Origin of the sequence: Ancylobacter dichloromethanicus (genome assembly GCF_018390645.1) — a bacterium.
Lineage (GTDB): Bacteria > Pseudomonadota > Alphaproteobacteria > Rhizobiales > Xanthobacteraceae > Ancylobacter > Ancylobacter dichloromethanicus.
The window spans coordinates 362,800-377,238 of the sequence record NZ_JAHBGC010000038.1 but is presented as its reverse complement, the minus strand read 5'-3'; the positions used below and the strand labels follow the sequence as shown (position 1 = coordinate 377,238).

Annotated in this window: 12 protein-coding genes; 8 read left to right on the top strand and 4 right to left on the bottom strand. The window is 71.8% G+C overall.

The window, feature by feature from the left end:
- The first annotated feature begins 117 nt into the window (after positions 1-117).
- On the top strand, positions 118-2,103 hold the full coding sequence (cobT, locus tag KHC23_RS18070; protein WP_213374312.1) for a cobaltochelatase subunit CobT: 1,986 nt from the start codon (positions 118-120) through the stop codon (positions 2,101-2,103).
- Between the two features lie 462 nt (positions 2,104-2,565).
- Here the strand turns inward: cobT and KHC23_RS18065 are convergent, their stop codons facing one another.
- The 4 genes from KHC23_RS18065 to hemC all read right to left on the bottom strand — a co-directional run bounded on the left by KHC23_RS18065 (position 2,566) and on the right by hemC (position 7,357).
- Positions 2,566-4,197: a heme biosynthesis protein HemY gene (locus tag KHC23_RS18065; RefSeq protein ID WP_213374310.1), complete on the bottom strand. Its 1,632-nt coding sequence runs from the start codon at positions 4,195-4,197 to the stop codon at positions 2,566-2,568.
- The gene (locus KHC23_RS18060; RefSeq protein ID WP_213374308.1) at positions 4,194-5,624 is read right to left on the bottom strand and encodes a hypothetical protein; all 1,431 of its coding nucleotides are present in this window, start codon (positions 5,622-5,624) and stop codon (positions 4,194-4,196) included. The genes KHC23_RS18065 and KHC23_RS18060 overlap by 4 nt, the downstream gene beginning before the upstream one ends.
- Before the next feature lie 96 nt (positions 5,625-5,720).
- Positions 5,721-6,425: a uroporphyrinogen-III synthase gene (locus tag KHC23_RS18055; RefSeq protein WP_213374306.1), complete on the bottom strand. Its 705-nt coding sequence runs from the start codon at positions 6,423-6,425 to the stop codon at positions 5,721-5,723.
- A 2-nt stretch (positions 6,426-6,427) separates the two neighbouring features.
- The gene (hemC, locus tag KHC23_RS18050; RefSeq protein ID WP_213374304.1) at positions 6,428-7,357 is read right to left on the bottom strand and encodes a hydroxymethylbilane synthase; all 930 of its coding nucleotides are present in this window, start codon (positions 7,355-7,357) and stop codon (positions 6,428-6,430) included.
- Positions 7,358-7,533: 176 nt separating this feature from the next.
- Here hemC and tsaD point away from each other — a divergent pair, with 176 nt between their 5' ends.
- The 7 genes from tsaD to acs all read left to right on the top strand — a co-directional run bounded on the left by tsaD (position 7,534) and on the right by acs (position 14,385).
- Positions 7,534-8,733, top strand: a complete 1,200-nt coding sequence (tsaD, locus tag KHC23_RS18045; RefSeq protein WP_246544719.1) for a tRNA (adenosine(37)-N6)-threonylcarbamoyltransferase complex transferase subunit TsaD — start codon at positions 7,534-7,536, stop codon at positions 8,731-8,733.
- Positions 8,733-9,722, top strand: a complete 990-nt coding sequence (locus KHC23_RS18040; protein WP_213374302.1) for an NAD(P)H-dependent glycerol-3-phosphate dehydrogenase — start codon at positions 8,733-8,735, stop codon at positions 9,720-9,722. Before tsaD ends, KHC23_RS18040 begins: the two co-directional genes overlap by 1 nt.
- Position 9,723: 1 nt before the next feature.
- A complete protein-coding gene (locus tag KHC23_RS18035) occupies positions 9,724-10,143 on the top strand; it encodes an EVE domain-containing protein (RefSeq protein ID WP_213374300.1) in 420 nt (139 codons plus the stop codon).
- Entirely contained in the window at positions 10,104-10,802 is a 699-nt protein-coding gene (locus KHC23_RS24495; protein WP_246544718.1) for a class I SAM-dependent methyltransferase, read from the top strand. The genes KHC23_RS18035 and KHC23_RS24495 overlap by 40 nt, the downstream gene beginning before the upstream one ends.
- Positions 10,784-11,047 carry a superoxide dismutase family protein gene (locus KHC23_RS18030; RefSeq protein WP_246544757.1) on the top strand — a complete coding sequence of 88 codons (264 nt, stop codon included), beginning with the start codon at positions 10,784-10,786 and terminating at the stop codon, positions 11,045-11,047. Before KHC23_RS24495 ends, KHC23_RS18030 begins: the two co-directional genes overlap by 19 nt.
- Before the next feature lie 129 nt (positions 11,048-11,176).
- A complete protein-coding gene (locus KHC23_RS18025) occupies positions 11,177-12,187 on the top strand; it encodes a PRC-barrel domain-containing protein (RefSeq protein ID WP_246544717.1) in 1,011 nt (336 codons plus the stop codon).
- Positions 12,188-12,426: 239 nt separating this feature from the next.
- On the top strand, positions 12,427-14,385 hold the full coding sequence (gene acs / locus KHC23_RS18020; RefSeq protein WP_213374296.1) for an acetate--CoA ligase: 1,959 nt from the start codon (positions 12,427-12,429) through the stop codon (positions 14,383-14,385).
- The last annotated feature ends 54 nt before the right edge of the window (positions 14,386-14,439 follow it).

Here is a 14,439-nt window from a genome sequence, read left to right as displayed (position 1 = left end):
GCTGGGGTGAGGGTCTTCGACGCTCAGCAAACACCGTGTCGCCCCCTCACCGGCCCGCTTCGCGGGCCACCTCTCCCCGGTGGGGAGAGGGAAGGTAAACACTTCAAGGCCAAAGCCATGAGCACCACGTCGAACCGCACCACCCGCACCCCGCCGAAGGAAGCCCCGACCGAGCCGCTCAAGCGCGCCGTCACCGGCTGCCTGCGCGCCATTGCGGGCAATCGCGAGATCGACGTCACCTTCGGCTCGGAAAAGCCCGGCTATGCCGACGGCCGCGCCCGGCTGCCCGAGCCGGCGCGCCGCATGTCGAAGCAGGACGCCGCCATCATGCGCGGCCACGCCGATTCGATGGCGCTGCGCATGGCCTGCCACGATCCCAAGGTGCACAAGCGCCTTGTGCCGATGGGTGAGCAGGCCCGCGCCGCCTTCGAGGCGGCCGAGCAGACACGCTGCGAATCGGTCGGCGCGCTGCGCATGGACGGCGTGGCGCTGAACCTCTCGGCCATGCTGGAGGACCGCTACCAGAAGGCCAATTTCGCCAATCTCGCCGACCGCTCGGACGCGCCGCTGGAGCACGCGCTCTCGCTCATCCTGCGCGAGCGCATGACCGGCATGCCCCCGCCCGCCGCGGCGCGCGAGATGGTCAATCTCTGGCGCGGCTTCATCGAGGAGCACGGCGCTGCCGCACTCGACGAACTGGCCGGCGCCGCCGAGAACCAGACCCGCTTCGCCGAGGCGATGCGCGACCTGCTGTCCTCGCTCGGCATGGGCGAGGACATCGCCCCGTTCGACGAGAACAACGACCCCTCCACCGACACCGATGACAGCCGCGACGACGATAACGGCAAGGGCAGCGACAGCGAGGAGGAGGACAACGCCGAAGGCCAGACCGAGGTCGACACCGACCTGTCCTCCGACCAGAACCCGGAAGAATCCGAGGAACAGCAGGACCAGCCCAATTCCGAACTCTCGGACGATGCGGAACTGGGCGAATCCGACGATGCCTCCGAGCCCTGGAAGCCGGAAAACGCGGTGCCGGCCGAGCCGCGCGCGCCCGAATACCACCCTTTCACGCCGCGCTTCGACGAGACGGTGAACGCCGACGAGCTGTGCGACGCCGAGGAACTGGCGCGGCTGCGCGCCCATCTCGACAAGCAGCTCGTCCACCTCTCCGGCGTCGTCGCCCGCCTCGCCAACCGGCTGCAGCGCCGGCTGATGGCGCAGCAGAGCCGGGGCTGGGAGTTCGACCTGGAGGAGGGCATGCTCGACCCCGCCCGCCTGCACCGCATCATCCTCGACCCGATGCAGCCGCTCTCCTTCAAGCGCGAGCGCGACACCGACTTCCGCGACACCGTCGTCACCCTGCTGCTCGACAATTCCGGCTCGATGCGCGGGCGCCCGATCACGGTGGCCGCCGCCTGCGCCGACATTCTCGCCCGCACGCTGGAGCGCTGCGGCGTGAAGGTCGAGATCCTCGGCTTCACTACCAAGGCGTGGAAGGGCGGGCAGGCGCGCGAGGCGTGGCTCTCCGCCGGCAAGCCGGCCTCGCCCGGCCGCCTCAACGACCTGCGCCACATCATCTACAAGGCCGCCGACGCCCCCTGGCGCCGCGCCCGGCGCAATCTCGGCCTGATGATGCGCGAGGGCCTGCTGAAGGAGAACATCGACGGCGAGGCGCTGGAATGGGCGCATAACCGCCTGCTGGCGCGCAATGAATCGCGCCGCATCCTGATGATGATCTCGGACGGCGCGCCGGTTGACGATTCCACCCTGTCGGTCAATCCCGGCAATTATCTGGAGCGGCACCTGCGCTGGATGATCCAGCAGATCGAGGACAAGTCCCCGGTCGAACTGATCGCCATCGGCATCGGCCACGACGTGACGCGCTACTACAAGCGCGCGGTGACCATCGTCGACGCCGAGGAACTCGGCGGCGCCATGACCGAGAAGCTGGCGGAACTGTTCAGCGAGCAGGCGCAGCGGGGCGGCGCCGTGGAACAGAAGGGCCGCAGCCCGGCCGCCTTCGCACCGACGCCCGGGCCGGACCCCAAGCCCGCCGGGCGCCACTCCCCCACCCCGCTCTCCACCCGCCGGGTGCACTGAGAGGCAGAGGCGCCCGTGTGGCGCCTCGCATCGGCGAAGCGTCGTCCCGGCCACGGCGAAGCGAACGGCCGGGACCGTGAACCGGAAACAGCGGGGCGCGATTCCGGATCGGCCTGCGCCTGTCCGGGATGACGGCGCCACAGCATCCGTCGCCTGAAATCGACGGCGCCCCCTTGAAAGGGCGCACGACCGCCCCATATTGGCATCAACCCAGTCAGAACAGGGCTTCCGGCATGTTGACACCTCGTCAGTGTCTCGCCGGATGGAGGGCGGTCAGGACGGATGTACTCCGACCGCACTCGTACCCTCCGGCCGCTTGACGGGCGGCCGGCTTCTGACAGGGCACCATTACGGGAAATCAGCGCGCCGCCTTGGCGCGCTTTTTTTTGCGCGACGCATGAGATGCGGGCCGCGCCGCGACGCCGCGGGGAGCGGGCCGCACCCCGGGGGGCGCGGCCTCTCTCACACCGGGTAGGGCCGGCGCGGCGCCTCGTTGGGCTCGTCGGCGAACGGGCCGCCCGGGCCGGGATCGTCCGGCAGATGCGGCATGGCGACGACGGGCGAGGCCGTCGGCGCCGGCCTGGCCGGCGCTTCCGAAGCCGCCACCGCCGGGCCCGCCCCGGGCCTGGTCTCAGCGTCGGGCCTCATCTCAGCCTCGGGCTTGGTCCCGGCGTCGGGCGCGAGACTCGCCGCCACGCTGTCCGCCGTCAGGTCGACCACCGGCCGCTCCGAGTTCGCCAGCGGACGGCTCTCGATCGCCGCGGCAATGGCGATCTTCACCCGTTCGGCTTCATGCTCCAGCATCGGCGTCGTGGCGAGGCCGGGCGGCAGCTTCCACTCGAAAGCGTCGAGCCGCCCGGTGACCGGCGAGACCGGGCCCCAGGCTTCCGCCACCACGCCATCGGCGACCCAGGCCGGGTCGCGCTGCGCCCGCACCGCGCGCGCCGTCCATTCGCGCGCCTTGCCGACATCGCCATGTTCGCCCGCTTCCAGCTCCGCCATCAGGAGGCAGGTGCGCTGCGTCGGCGCCACCAGCAGCGGCGCCAGCGCCGTGCGGGCGACGTCGAAATCCTGCGCGTCGATGGCGGCGCGGGCCAGCGCCATGGCGCTTTCCGGATGGGCCGGCATGTGCGCCGTGAGCGTGCGCACGCGCTTCAGCCGCTCGCGCGAGGCATCGCCGGGGCGCAGGTGCAGATAGGCATCGGCGAGATCGGGATGCGGGGTCGCCGCATAGGCCGCTTCGAGAATCTTCGCTGCCTTGCGTACATCGCCCGCCGCGCCGAGCAGCCGGCCGGCGATCTCCGCCGCCGGCACCAGTGTCGGGGCGAGGCGAGCGGCTTCCTGCGCCTTTTCGCGCGCGCTGGCCGGATCGGAAAGCTCAAGCGACTGCGCCTGCGCCGCCAGCAGCACCGCGCGCCGGCGCCGGTGGGTGGCGCGGTCCAGCGCCCCATGCGCCGATTCCCGCTCCAGCATGGCCAGCGCGCCGGCGAAATCGCCCTTGAGGCAGCGCGCCTCGATCACCGCGTCGGCCGCCCAGGCGAGGCCCGGCTCGTGCCGCGCGGCCTCTTCCGCCGCCTGCAGCGCGGCGCCCTGGTCGCCGCGGCGGCGGGCTTCCACATGCAGGCCGCGCAGGCCGAGCAGCCGCGTGCCGGGGGTCTCCGTCATCGAGCGGAACACCTCCTCGGCGCCGGCCGCATCGCCGGAAAGCTGCGCCGCCTGCGCCGCCAGCAGCCTGGACAACGGCTCCTCGCCGAGCAGGCGCTGGGCGTCATTGGCGGCGCGTCGGGCGCCGACCGCATCCCCGGAGCCGACCGCGACCAGCCCGCGCGTCACCGCCGACCAGCCCCGGTTGCGGCGCCGGCTGCGCCAGGTAAAGGCGATCAGGTCCGGCGAGCGCACGATCAGCCGCAGCAGCGTCCAGATCAGGATCGCCGCCGCCAGCAGCGCCAGCAGCGCGCTGGCCGCGACCAGCACGCTGGTCTCGATCTGCCAGCCCTGCCAGTCGATGATCACCGCCCCGGGCCGGTCCGCCAGCCAGGCGATGCCGAAGGCCACGACGGAGAGAACGAGCAGATAGACGACAAGCCGTATCACTGGGCCCCTCCCGCGAGTGTGGCGAGCACGCGCCGGTCGAGCTCGGCGATGGTGGCGAGCGCGCTCTGCCTTGCGTCGAGCACCGCGAGCACCGGCTGCGCCGCGCTGCGCTCGGCCTCGGGCAGCGCGGCGATCGCCGCCCGCCCACCGTCGAAATCGCCCTGCGCCAGCGCCGCTTCGGCCTTGGCGAGATCGGGCGAGGCCGCCGCGTCCTCGGAACGGCGGATGGTGACGAGCTTCTGCGCGCCATGCAGCAGCCTGGCGACGAACCCCTCATCCGCCGCCGCCTCGGGCGCGGCTCCCGTGGCCGGCGCCGGCGCGGTGACCTCGCGCAGCCGGGCGGCGAGCGCCGGACCGCTGGCGAAACCCTCCGCCGCACTGGATTCAAGCGCGGCGAGCGGCGCTCCCTCCCCGCCGAGCAGCGACTGCGCGGCCTTGAGTTCGGTGGCGAAGGGGCGGCCGGCGGCCACCGCCTCGCGCAGCGTGCCCAGGACCACGAGCTGCGCCGCGCCCTGCCCGCTTTCGCGCTGCGCCGCCGTGGCGGCGCCGAGCTTGTCCTCCAGCGCCGTGAGGCGGGCATTGGCGGCGTCGAGATCGGCGGGAGACGCGGCGGCCGGAGGAGGCGGGGGCGGGGGCGGAATCGCCGCCACCCGCTGCTCCAGCGCCTCGACCTGCCCCTTCACGGCAGCCACCTCGTCGGGCGAGGCCGCCGCGCCACCGCCGGAGGGCGTGGCGGGCAGCGTGTCGACCTTCCTGCCGAGCGCATCGAGGCCGCTCTCCAGCGCGTCGAGCCGGGTCGCCAGCTCGGCCGGCGCCGCGAGGCCGGCGGAAGGCGCCGCCGCCGCGTCGCCGGAGCGCGCTTCCAGCACTTCGACCCGCTGGCGCAGGTCGAGCGCGCGGGCCTCCAGTTCGGTGATCGCGTCGATATTCTGTTCGGCGCTGGAGAAGGCGGATACCACCGCCAGCGCGAAGCCAGCGCCGATCACGCCGGAAAGCAACGCCACCAGCAACGTGCCGAACAGGCCGAGCGTGCGCGCCGGGCGCGGTTCGGCCGGCGGCGAAACGGGATGAACCGGCTCCGGCGGTTCGTCGGGCCGGGCATCGGTCGCCGGCTCGTTCGTCGTCCCGGATGCCTCCGGCGTGGCGTCGAGCACCGGCACCTCGTCCCGCGGCGGGGCGGCATCCGGACCGCCCGATTCCGGCGCTGCCGTCCTGGGCGCGTCCATCTTTGGCGCGTCCGGCGCAACGGGGCCCGAGGCGACCTCATTTGTTGCCAGGTCGTCGGAAACCGGCGCTGGTTCCTGGGGGGGCGCCTCGGGGGGCACTTCCCGCGCGGAAAGGTCGAGCGTCGGCGGCTTGCGGCGCGCGGGCTTGGCGCCAGCCTCCGGCTTGTCCTCAGCGGCCTTGTTCGGATCGTCTGTCGCCACGTCCTTACCTCTGCCTTGATAAAGCGCCGGGCCGGCCCCTGGTTCCCGGGATAGACCGCCCGCCCCCGCGCCGCAACCTCGGGAGGCCGCGATGGTTTACCGGGCGAGCAGGTCGAACAGCCCGTCCTCGGTCGGCTTGGCGGCGATGCGGGTCGGCCAGCCGGCGGCGGTGAGCGGCGCCGCCACATTGGCCGAGAAGCACAAATGCTCCACATGGCGAAAACACGCCGATACCCCGGCCGCCTCGGCCCGCTGCGCCAGCGTCGCGGCGGTGCGTGGCGAAAAATGGAACGCGGCGTCAATCCGCCGCTCCCGCGCCGCCACCACGGTTTCCGGCGCCAGCCCGGCAGCCGGAACGGCCCGGTAGATCACGAAAAGTTCGGTGGAAATGCCGTCCCCCGCCAGCACCGCCCCGAGGTCCACCGCCCGCTCCTCGCCCGCGACATAGAGCAGCCGCGCCCCCCGGGGCAGTCGGGTCCGCAGCAGATCGGCCAGCGCGGCGCCGTCACCGCCGGCGATGTGCACCTCGGCGAACGCGCGCGGCGCCGCCGCCGCCGTGCGCCGGCCGACCGCATAGAGCGGCAGGGAGGCGAGCGCGGAAAGCTCCACCCGCGCGCCCAGCAGCCGGGCGCCGTTCACGCTGGTCAGCGCCACCGCGTCGAAGCCGCCGGCCGGCAGGCGCGCCTCGGGCAGCGCCTCGACCGCGAGCATGGGGTCGACCATCACCGCATGCCCGGCCTGCCGAAGCCGCGCGGCGGTGGCCTGCGCGTCCGGCTGCGGCCGTGTCACCAGCACGCGCATCTTCAGTGCGGAAGAAGGTCGGGGGGCACCATGGCGCGCATCTCCTTGCCCGCCGCGATGCCCAGCTCCAGCGCGCGGTTGATCGGCCCGTAGCGCACGATCTCGTAATGGCGCGAGCCGTCCGGGGCGAGCACGACGCCGCGAAACTGGATCTCGTCGCCCTCCAGCCGCGCCAGCCCGCCGATCGGCGTGCGGCAGGAGCCGTCGAGTTCGCCCAGATAAGCCCGCTCCACCCGCAGCGCCAGCCCGGTCGCCGGGCACACCACGGGCACCACCAGCGCATCCACCGCGATGTCGCCGAAGCGGGTCTCGATCGCCACCGCCCCCTGCCCCACGGCAGGCAGGAAGTCCGCCGTCTCCAGCACCGAGCTCACCTTGTCGGCAAGCCCGAGGCGGCTGAGGCCGGCATAGGCGAGCAGCGTGCCGTCGAACTCGCCGCTCTCTACCTTGGCGAGGCGCGTATGCACATTGCCGCGCAGCAGCGCGACGTCGAGGTCCGGCCGCAGCCGGCGCAGTTGCGCCTCGCGCCGTAGCGAGGCGGTGCCGACCCGGGCGCCCGGCCGGAGGTCGCGCAGCGCCACCCCCTCGCGCAGGATCAGCGCGTCGCGCACATCCGCGCGCGGCAGGTAGCCGACGAGGTGCAGCCCGTCCGGCAGGCGGGTCGGCATGTCCTTGGCCGAATGCACGGCGAGGTCGATGCGCCGGTCGCGCAGCGCCTCTTCCAGTTCCTTGGTGAACAGCCCCTTGCCGCCGGCCTCGGAGAGCGCCCGGTCGGTGATGGCGTCGCCGGTGGTGCGGATCACCTGCACCTCCACGGCCTCGTCCGGCCAGCGATGCGCCTTCAGCAGGGCATCGCGCACCGCATGCGCCTGCCAGAGCGCCAGCGGGCTGCCGCGCGTGCCGAGCCGGAGTTTGGGAAGCGATTGCGTCATGCGGTCCTGCGATGCTAGTGGGTAAATTCCGGCAAATGCGGTCAGATGTCGGGTTTTGTCCACAATATCAATATTTTGTGGCCCGACATGGCCGTATCATCGCCAAGCCGGATGATACGGTCGGGCCACAAGCGGTTCGGTGCCGGCTCAGTTCACTGTCCAACCCTATAAAGTCAATGCGCGATCTTCTCCTGCTCGGGATCGAGACCACCTGCGACGAAACCGCCGCCGCGGTCGTGCGCCGCCGCGCCGACGGCACCGGCACGATCCTGTCCAACATCGTCCACTCGCAGACCGAAGACCATGCCGCCTATGGCGGCGTGGTGCCGGAGATCGCCTCCCGCGCCCATGTCGAGATTCTCGACCATGTGATCGCGCGGGCGCTGCGCGCCTCCGGCCTCGCGCTTGCGGAGCTCGACGGCATCGCCGCCGCCGCCGGCCCCGGCCTCATCGGCGGCGTCATCGTCGGCCTCACCACCGCCAAGGCGCTGGCGCTGGCGACACGCAAGCCGCTCATCGCCGTCAACCATCTGGAGGCGCATGCGCTGACCGCGCGGCTGACCGACAAGGTGCCGTTCCCGTTCCTGCTGCTGCTGGTCTCGGGCGGCCACACCCAGCTCGTCGCCGTCACCGGCATCGGCGAATACGCCAAGCTCGGCGGCACCATGGACGACGCCATCGGCGAGGCGTTCGACAAGACCGCCAAGATGCTCGGCCTGCCCTATCCCGGCGGCCCGGCGGTGGAGCGGGCGGCGCTGAAGGGCGATCCCGGCCGCTTCGCCCTGCCGCGCCCGCTGCACGGCAAGCCGGTGCCGGATTTCTCGCTTTCCGGGCTCAAGACCGCGGTGCGGATCGAGGCGCTGAAGATCGCCCCGCTGAGCGAAGAGGACGTGAACGACCTCTGCGCCTCGTTCCAGGCGGCCATCGTCGACATTCTCTCCGACCGGGTGCGCTGCGCCCTGCGGGTGATGCGCCAGAAGGGGCTGAAGCCCTCCGCGCTGGTGCTCGCCGGCGGCGTCGGCGCCAACCAGGCGGTGCGCCGCGTGCTGCACAAGGTGGCGGCCGATGGCGGCACCCGCCTCGCCGTGCCGCCGCCGGAACTGTGCACCGACAATGGCGCGATGATCGCCTGGGCCGGCGCGGAAAGGCTGGCGCGCGGCCTCCATGACGGCCTCGACGTCTCGCCACGCGCCCGCTGGCCGCTGGCCGAGGTGGAGGCGAAGGGCGCGGCCGTCGGCGCCGCGGCGCTGGCCAGCGCGGCAGCGTTCGCGGACCCTGCGGCGCCCGCCGACCCCACCGATGCTGCGGGGCAGGCTGCCCCGGCGGGCGGTGCCGACCCGGCGGGGCTTGGCGACCCGGCGGGGCTTGGCGGCTGATGTCCGCCCGGTTCGCGTCCATCGGCGTCGTCGGCGCCGGCGCCTGGGGCACCGCGCTCGCCAATGCGAGCGCCCGCGCCGGCCGCGAGGTTCTGCTCTGGGGACGCGACGCCGCGCTGGTCGAGACGCTCCGGCGCACCCGCGCCAATCCCGCCCACCTGCCGGGCGTCGCCCTCGCCCCCGGCGTTGAGCCGACCGCCGATCTGGCGGCGCTGGCCGGCGCCGACGCCATCCTGCTGGTGGTACCGGCGCAGGCGAGCCGTGCCGTGGCCGCCGCGCTCGCGCCGCATCTCGCCGCCGGCACCCCGGTGGTGACCTGCGCCAAGGGCATCGAGCGCGGCACCTCGCTGTTCATGACGCAGGTGCTGGCGCAGGCCTGCCCCGCCGCGCTGCCCGCCATCCTTTCCGGCCCGAGCTTCGCCGCCGACGTCGCCGCCGGCCTGCCCACCGCCGTCACCCTGGCCGCGCGCGAGATCGAGGTCGCCGGGGCGCTGGCCGCCGCGCTCGGCTCGGCCTCGTTCCGGCTCTATCACAGCCGCGATGTGCGCGGCGTCGAGATCGGCGGCGCGGCCAAGAACGTGCTGGCCATCGCCGCCGGCATCGTCGGCGGGCGCCGGCTCGGGGCCAGCGCCGGCGCGGCGCTGATCGCGCGCGGCTTCGCCGAGCTGATGCGCTTCGGCAAGGCGTTCGGCGCGCAGGCGGAAACGCTGACCGGCCTGTCGGGCCTCGGCGATCTCATCCTCACCTGCTCCACCGCCCAGTCGCGCAACTATGCGCTCGGCCTCAGCCTCGGGCAGGACGAGGGGCTGCACCCGCCCGGCCGGCTGGCCGAGGGCGCGCTCACCGCCGGCGTGCTGGTGGCGATGGCCGACGGGCGCGGCGTCGACATGCCGATCGCCCGCGCCGTCGAGGCGGTGCTGGCCGGGCGCAGCGATATCGAACAGGCGATCGGGTCGCTGCTGGCCCGCCCCCAGAAAGCGGAAGCGTGAGATGGCGCACTGGCTCTACAAGTCCGAACCGTTCAAATGGTCCTGGGAAATGCAGGTCGCGGCCGGGGCCAAGGGCACGCATTGGGACGGCGTGCGCAACCACCTCGCCAAGCAGCAGCTCCTCGCCATGAAGCTCGGCGACCGGGGCTTCTTCTACCACTCCAACGAGGGCAAGGAGATCGTCGGCATCGTCGAGGTGATCAAGGAAGCCTATCCCGACCCCAGCGATCCCAAGGGCATCTTCGTCATGGTCAACCTCAAGGCCGTGACCGCGCTGAAGAACCCGGTCTCGCTGGCCGCCGTCAAGACCGAGCCGCGCCTCGCCGAGATGGCGCTGATGAAATTCTCCCGCCTGTCGGTGCAGCCGGTCACCGACGCCGAATGGGACATCGTGCTGGAGATGGCGGGCGGCACACGGTGACGCCGCGCGTCATCGCCGATCCCACCGCCTTCATCCGCGCCGAAACCCGCCTTCTGGCCCCGCCGCTGGTGCCCGAGATCGTCCTCCACCTCGCCGCCGAATCGCTGCCGATCTGGCAGCGCACCGAGGAGGAGCTGGGCAAGATCGGCCTGCCCCCGCCGTTCTGGGCCTTCGCCTGGGCCGGCGGGCAGGCGCTGGCCCGCCATGTGCTGGACCATCCCGGGATCGTGCGCGGCAAGCGGGTGCTGGATTTCGCCGCCGGCTCCGGCCTCGTCGGCATCGCCGCCTGCAAGGCCGGCGCGGCCTGCGTCACCTGCGCCGACATCGACCCGTTCGCCCATGCCGCCACCGCGCTGAACGCGGCCGAGAACGGCGTCGCGCCGCTGACGGTGGTGGCCGCCGACGTGATCGGCACGCAAGGCGGGTGGGACGTGGTGCTCGCCGGCGACATCGCCTATGAGCGCGACCTCGCGACCAAGGTCTTCGCCTGGCTGGAGACCCTCCAATCCGCCGGGGCCGAGGTGTGGATCGGCGATCCCGGCCGCTCCTACCTGCCGCGCGGGCGGCTGGAAAAGGTGGCGGACTATGCCGTCCCGGTGTCGCGCGAGCTGGAGGATGCGGAGATCAAGGCCACCAGCGTCTGGCGCCCGCGGCGCTGAGGCGCCCTGCTGCTGCCCGTCGGCGGCGAACGACCGCTTTTTTTTCGGAACAGGGCGCCTTCCCCAACGTTGGCCCACTGAACGAAGCGCAGAAACGGCGCACCGATGTGACGCTCGATCCCGGCACCCTGTTCGACGATGACGGCTCGGCGCCGGTCCTCCACGCCGGGCCGGACGACTATGCCAGCCAGCCGGCCGGAAACGCCGGCAACCGCATCGCCTGCGGCGTGATCGTACGCCCCTGAGGCGCCTCGCGCCCTCCCGCCGGTTCCCCGAACATTCACCGGCATTCTTGATTATCGTTAGCGACCAAAGCGTTGGATCTCGAATGCCTCCCTGGCGGCGACCTGTCGCTACACCCAAGGAGACATATGATGATGAACCGAAACATGCTACGCGCGGCTGCAGCCACCTCGATACTGGGCCTCGCCGCGGGCGGCGCGCTCGCCCAGCCGGCCCCGTCCACCACCGGGCAGGCGCCCGCCGCGCGGATGCAGGGCGACCAGCAGATGGACAGGGGCGCATCGGGCGAGCGTACTGCCGGCCAGCGGCAGGCGGCGCGGCAATGCCTCGACAATCTGCGCGCCTTCAACGACCGGATGAACGAGGACGGGTTCTGGCTTTCCGGCTGGGGCGGCCCGGGCACCCAGGCCGATCTGCGGCCGGGCGGGCGCGCCGTCGACAGTGACGCCACCTCCGCCCAGCGCACCTCCGCCGCCGATAATGTGCCGACGAACCAGTCGCCGGCGGCGCGGGCGCCCAACACCCAGGACAACGCGGTGACGCAGCCGCGCCCGCCCTGGGGCGGCCGCAGCTGGGGTATCGCCTCCCCGCCCTACCAGATCCGCACCCTCTATTCCGCCGCCAATGTTCTTGGCCAGCGGGGCGACCAGCAGACCTGCAGCGCCGTGCTCGCGGAGATGCAGGACGTCTATGGCGACTACACCGGCCGGCTGAAGCAGGCGGGCGTCGAGCCCGGCGATGTCACCTCCTGGCGCCAGCAGCGTCTGGTGAGCGCCCGTCCCGTCACCGAGATCGACGCCGGGCTGATCAATCTCGCCGACATCACCGGCACCGAGGTTCGCAACCTGCAGGATGAGCAGCTCGGCACGGTGGAGGATGTGGTGCTGGATTCCGAGCAGGGCGGCATCCACTACGTCATCATCTCCAGCGGCGGCGTGCTCGGCATCGGCGAGGACATGGTGGCCCTGCCGTGGCAGTCGCTACGCACCACGCCGGGGCTGAACACCCTTGTGCTCAACGCCTCCGGCGAGGCTGTCGAGGACGCACCCTCGGTCGACCCGGCCCAGTTCGTCGACCCGAACGGATCCAGCGAGATCCGGCAGGAGGTCGACCGCTTCTGGCACGAGCAGACGAGCGGCTGAGCAGCGGCGCCGGGCGCCTCGCGCGCCCCGCGCCTTCTCTCGACAATGGGTTCCCGCGGGGTGGCCGCAAAGGCCGCCCCGCCGCGTGCCGGAGGTGCGGGCCGCGCGCCCGCGCCGTCCGCGCGATTACCTACCGACCAAAGTCGCGCGCCGCCGCGGCTTGTCCCGTCCCGGCCGGCTCCCCATAATCCCGCCGAAGCAAGAGGGCGCGCAGCGCCGGCCTTAAGGGGAGAAACGCCATGTCCGACAAGATTTACGATGTGCCCGCCGAATGGGCCAAGCGCGCTTTCCTCGACGACCACGCCTATCAGGCGAAGTATGAGGCCTCGGTGCGCGACCCGGAAGCCTTCTGGGCCGACGAGGGCAAGCGGATCGAGTGGTTCGAGCCCTATACCGTGGTCAAGAACACCTCCTTCGACCCCGGCCACGTCTCGATCAAATGGTTCGAGGACGGCGTCACCAACGTCTCCTGGAACTGTATCGACCGGCACTTGCCGACCCGTGCCGACCAGGTCGCCATCATCTGGGAAGGCGACGACCCGTCCGAGCAGCGCCACATCACCTATCAGGAGTTGCACGACGAGGTCTGCCGCTTCGCCAATGTGCTGCGCAACCGCAATGTCGAGAAGGGCGACCGCGTCACCCTCTACATGCCGATGATCCCCGAGGCGGCGTTCGCGATGCTCGCCTGCGCGCGGCTCGGCGCCGTCCATTCGGTGGTGTTCGGCGGCTTCTCGCCCGACAGCCTCGCCGGGCGCATCCGCGACTGCGGCTCCAAGGTCGTCATCACCGCCGACGAGGGCCTGCGCGGCGGCCGCAAGGTGCCGCTGAAGGCCAATGTCGACGCCGCCATCGCCAAGCTCGGCGATGTCGAGGTCGACCATGTCGTGGTGGTGCGCCGCACCGGCGGCGCGGTCAACATGGAGCCCGGCCGCGACGTCTGGTACCATGAGGCCGCCGACCTCGTGACCAGCCATTGCCCCGCCGCCCCCGTGGAGGCCGAGCACCCGCTGTTCATCCTCTACACCTCGGGCTCGACCGGCCTGCCCAAGGGTGTGCTGCACACCACCGGCGGCTATCTCGTCTACGCGTCGATGACCCACCAGTACGTGTTCGACTATCACGACGGCGACATCTACTGGTGCACCGCCGATATCGGCTGGGTCACCGGCCACAGCTACATCGTCTATGGCCCGCTGGCCAACGGCGCCACCACGCTGATGTTCGAGGGCGTGCCGAACTACCCGAGCGCGTCCCGCTTCTGGGAAGTGGTCGACAAGCACAAGGTCAACATCTTCTACACCGCCCCCACCGCCATCCGCGCGCTGATGCAGGGTGGCGACGCGCCGGTGACGAAGACCAGCCGCGCCTCGCTGCGCCTGCTCGGCTCGGTGGGCGAGCCGATCAACCCGGAAGCGTGGGAATGGTATCACCGCGTGGTCGGCGACGAGCGCTGCCCGATCGTCGACACCTGGTGGCAGACCGAGACCGGCGGCATCCTCATTACCCCGCTGCCCGGCGCCACCAGGCTCAAGCCCGGCTCGGCCACCCGCCCGTTCTTCGGCGTCGTCCCGGAAGTGGTCGATGCCGAGGGCCGGCCGATGGAGGGCGCCTGCGAGGGCAATCTGGTGATCGCCGATTCCTGGCCCGGGCAGATGCGCACGGTCTATGGCGACCATGAGCGCTTCATGCAGACCTATTTCTCCACCTATCCCGGCAAGTATTTCACCGGCGACGGCTGCCGCCGCGATGCCGACGGCTATTACTGGATCACCGGCCGGGTCGACGACGTGATCAACGTCTCCGGCCACCGCATGGGCACCGCCGAGGTGGAAAGCGCCCTGGTCGCTCATCCCAAGGTCTCCGAGGCCGCCGTGGTCGGCTATCCCCACGACATCAAGGGCCAGGGCATCTATGCCTATGTGACGCTGATGGCGGGGGTCGAGCCGTCCGAGGAACTGCGCAAGGAACTGGTGACCTGGGTGCGCCAGGAGATCGGCCCGATCGCCTCGCCGGACCTGGTCCAGTTCGCCCCCGGCCTGCCCAAGACCCGTTCCGGCAAGATCATGCGCCGCATCCTGCGCAAGATCGCCGAGGACGAGTTCGGCAATCTCGGCGACACCTCGACGCTGGCCGACCCGAACGTGGTGGAAGACCTCATCTCGCACCGCCAGAACAAGAAGCACGCGGCGGTTTGACCGCCCGCTGTATCGAACGTCATGGCCGGGCCTGGCCCGGCCATCCACCACGTC

Coding starts and splice junctions, on each gene's coding strand:
- cobT (WP_213374312.1), top strand. CDS start 118: ATGAGCACCACGTCGAACCGCACCACCCGCACCCCGCCGAAGGAAGCC.
- KHC23_RS18055 (WP_213374306.1), bottom strand. CDS start 6,425: ATGCGCGTGCTGGTGACACGGCCGCAGCCGGACGCGCAGGCCACCGCC.
- hemC (WP_213374304.1), bottom strand. CDS start 7,357: ATGACGCAATCGCTTCCCAAACTCCGGCTCGGCACGCGCGGCAGCCCG.
- tsaD (WP_246544719.1), top strand. CDS start 7,534: ATGCGCGATCTTCTCCTGCTCGGGATCGAGACCACCTGCGACGAAACC.
- KHC23_RS18040 (WP_213374302.1), top strand. CDS start 8,733: ATGTCCGCCCGGTTCGCGTCCATCGGCGTCGTCGGCGCCGGCGCCTGG.
- KHC23_RS18035 (WP_213374300.1), top strand. CDS start 9,724: ATGGCGCACTGGCTCTACAAGTCCGAACCGTTCAAATGGTCCTGGGAA.
- KHC23_RS24495 (WP_246544718.1), top strand. CDS start 10,104: ATGGGACATCGTGCTGGAGATGGCGGGCGGCACACGGTGACGCCGCGC.
- KHC23_RS18025 (WP_246544717.1), top strand. CDS start 11,177: ATGATGAACCGAAACATGCTACGCGCGGCTGCAGCCACCTCGATACTG.
- acs (WP_213374296.1), top strand. CDS start 12,427: ATGTCCGACAAGATTTACGATGTGCCCGCCGAATGGGCCAAGCGCGCT.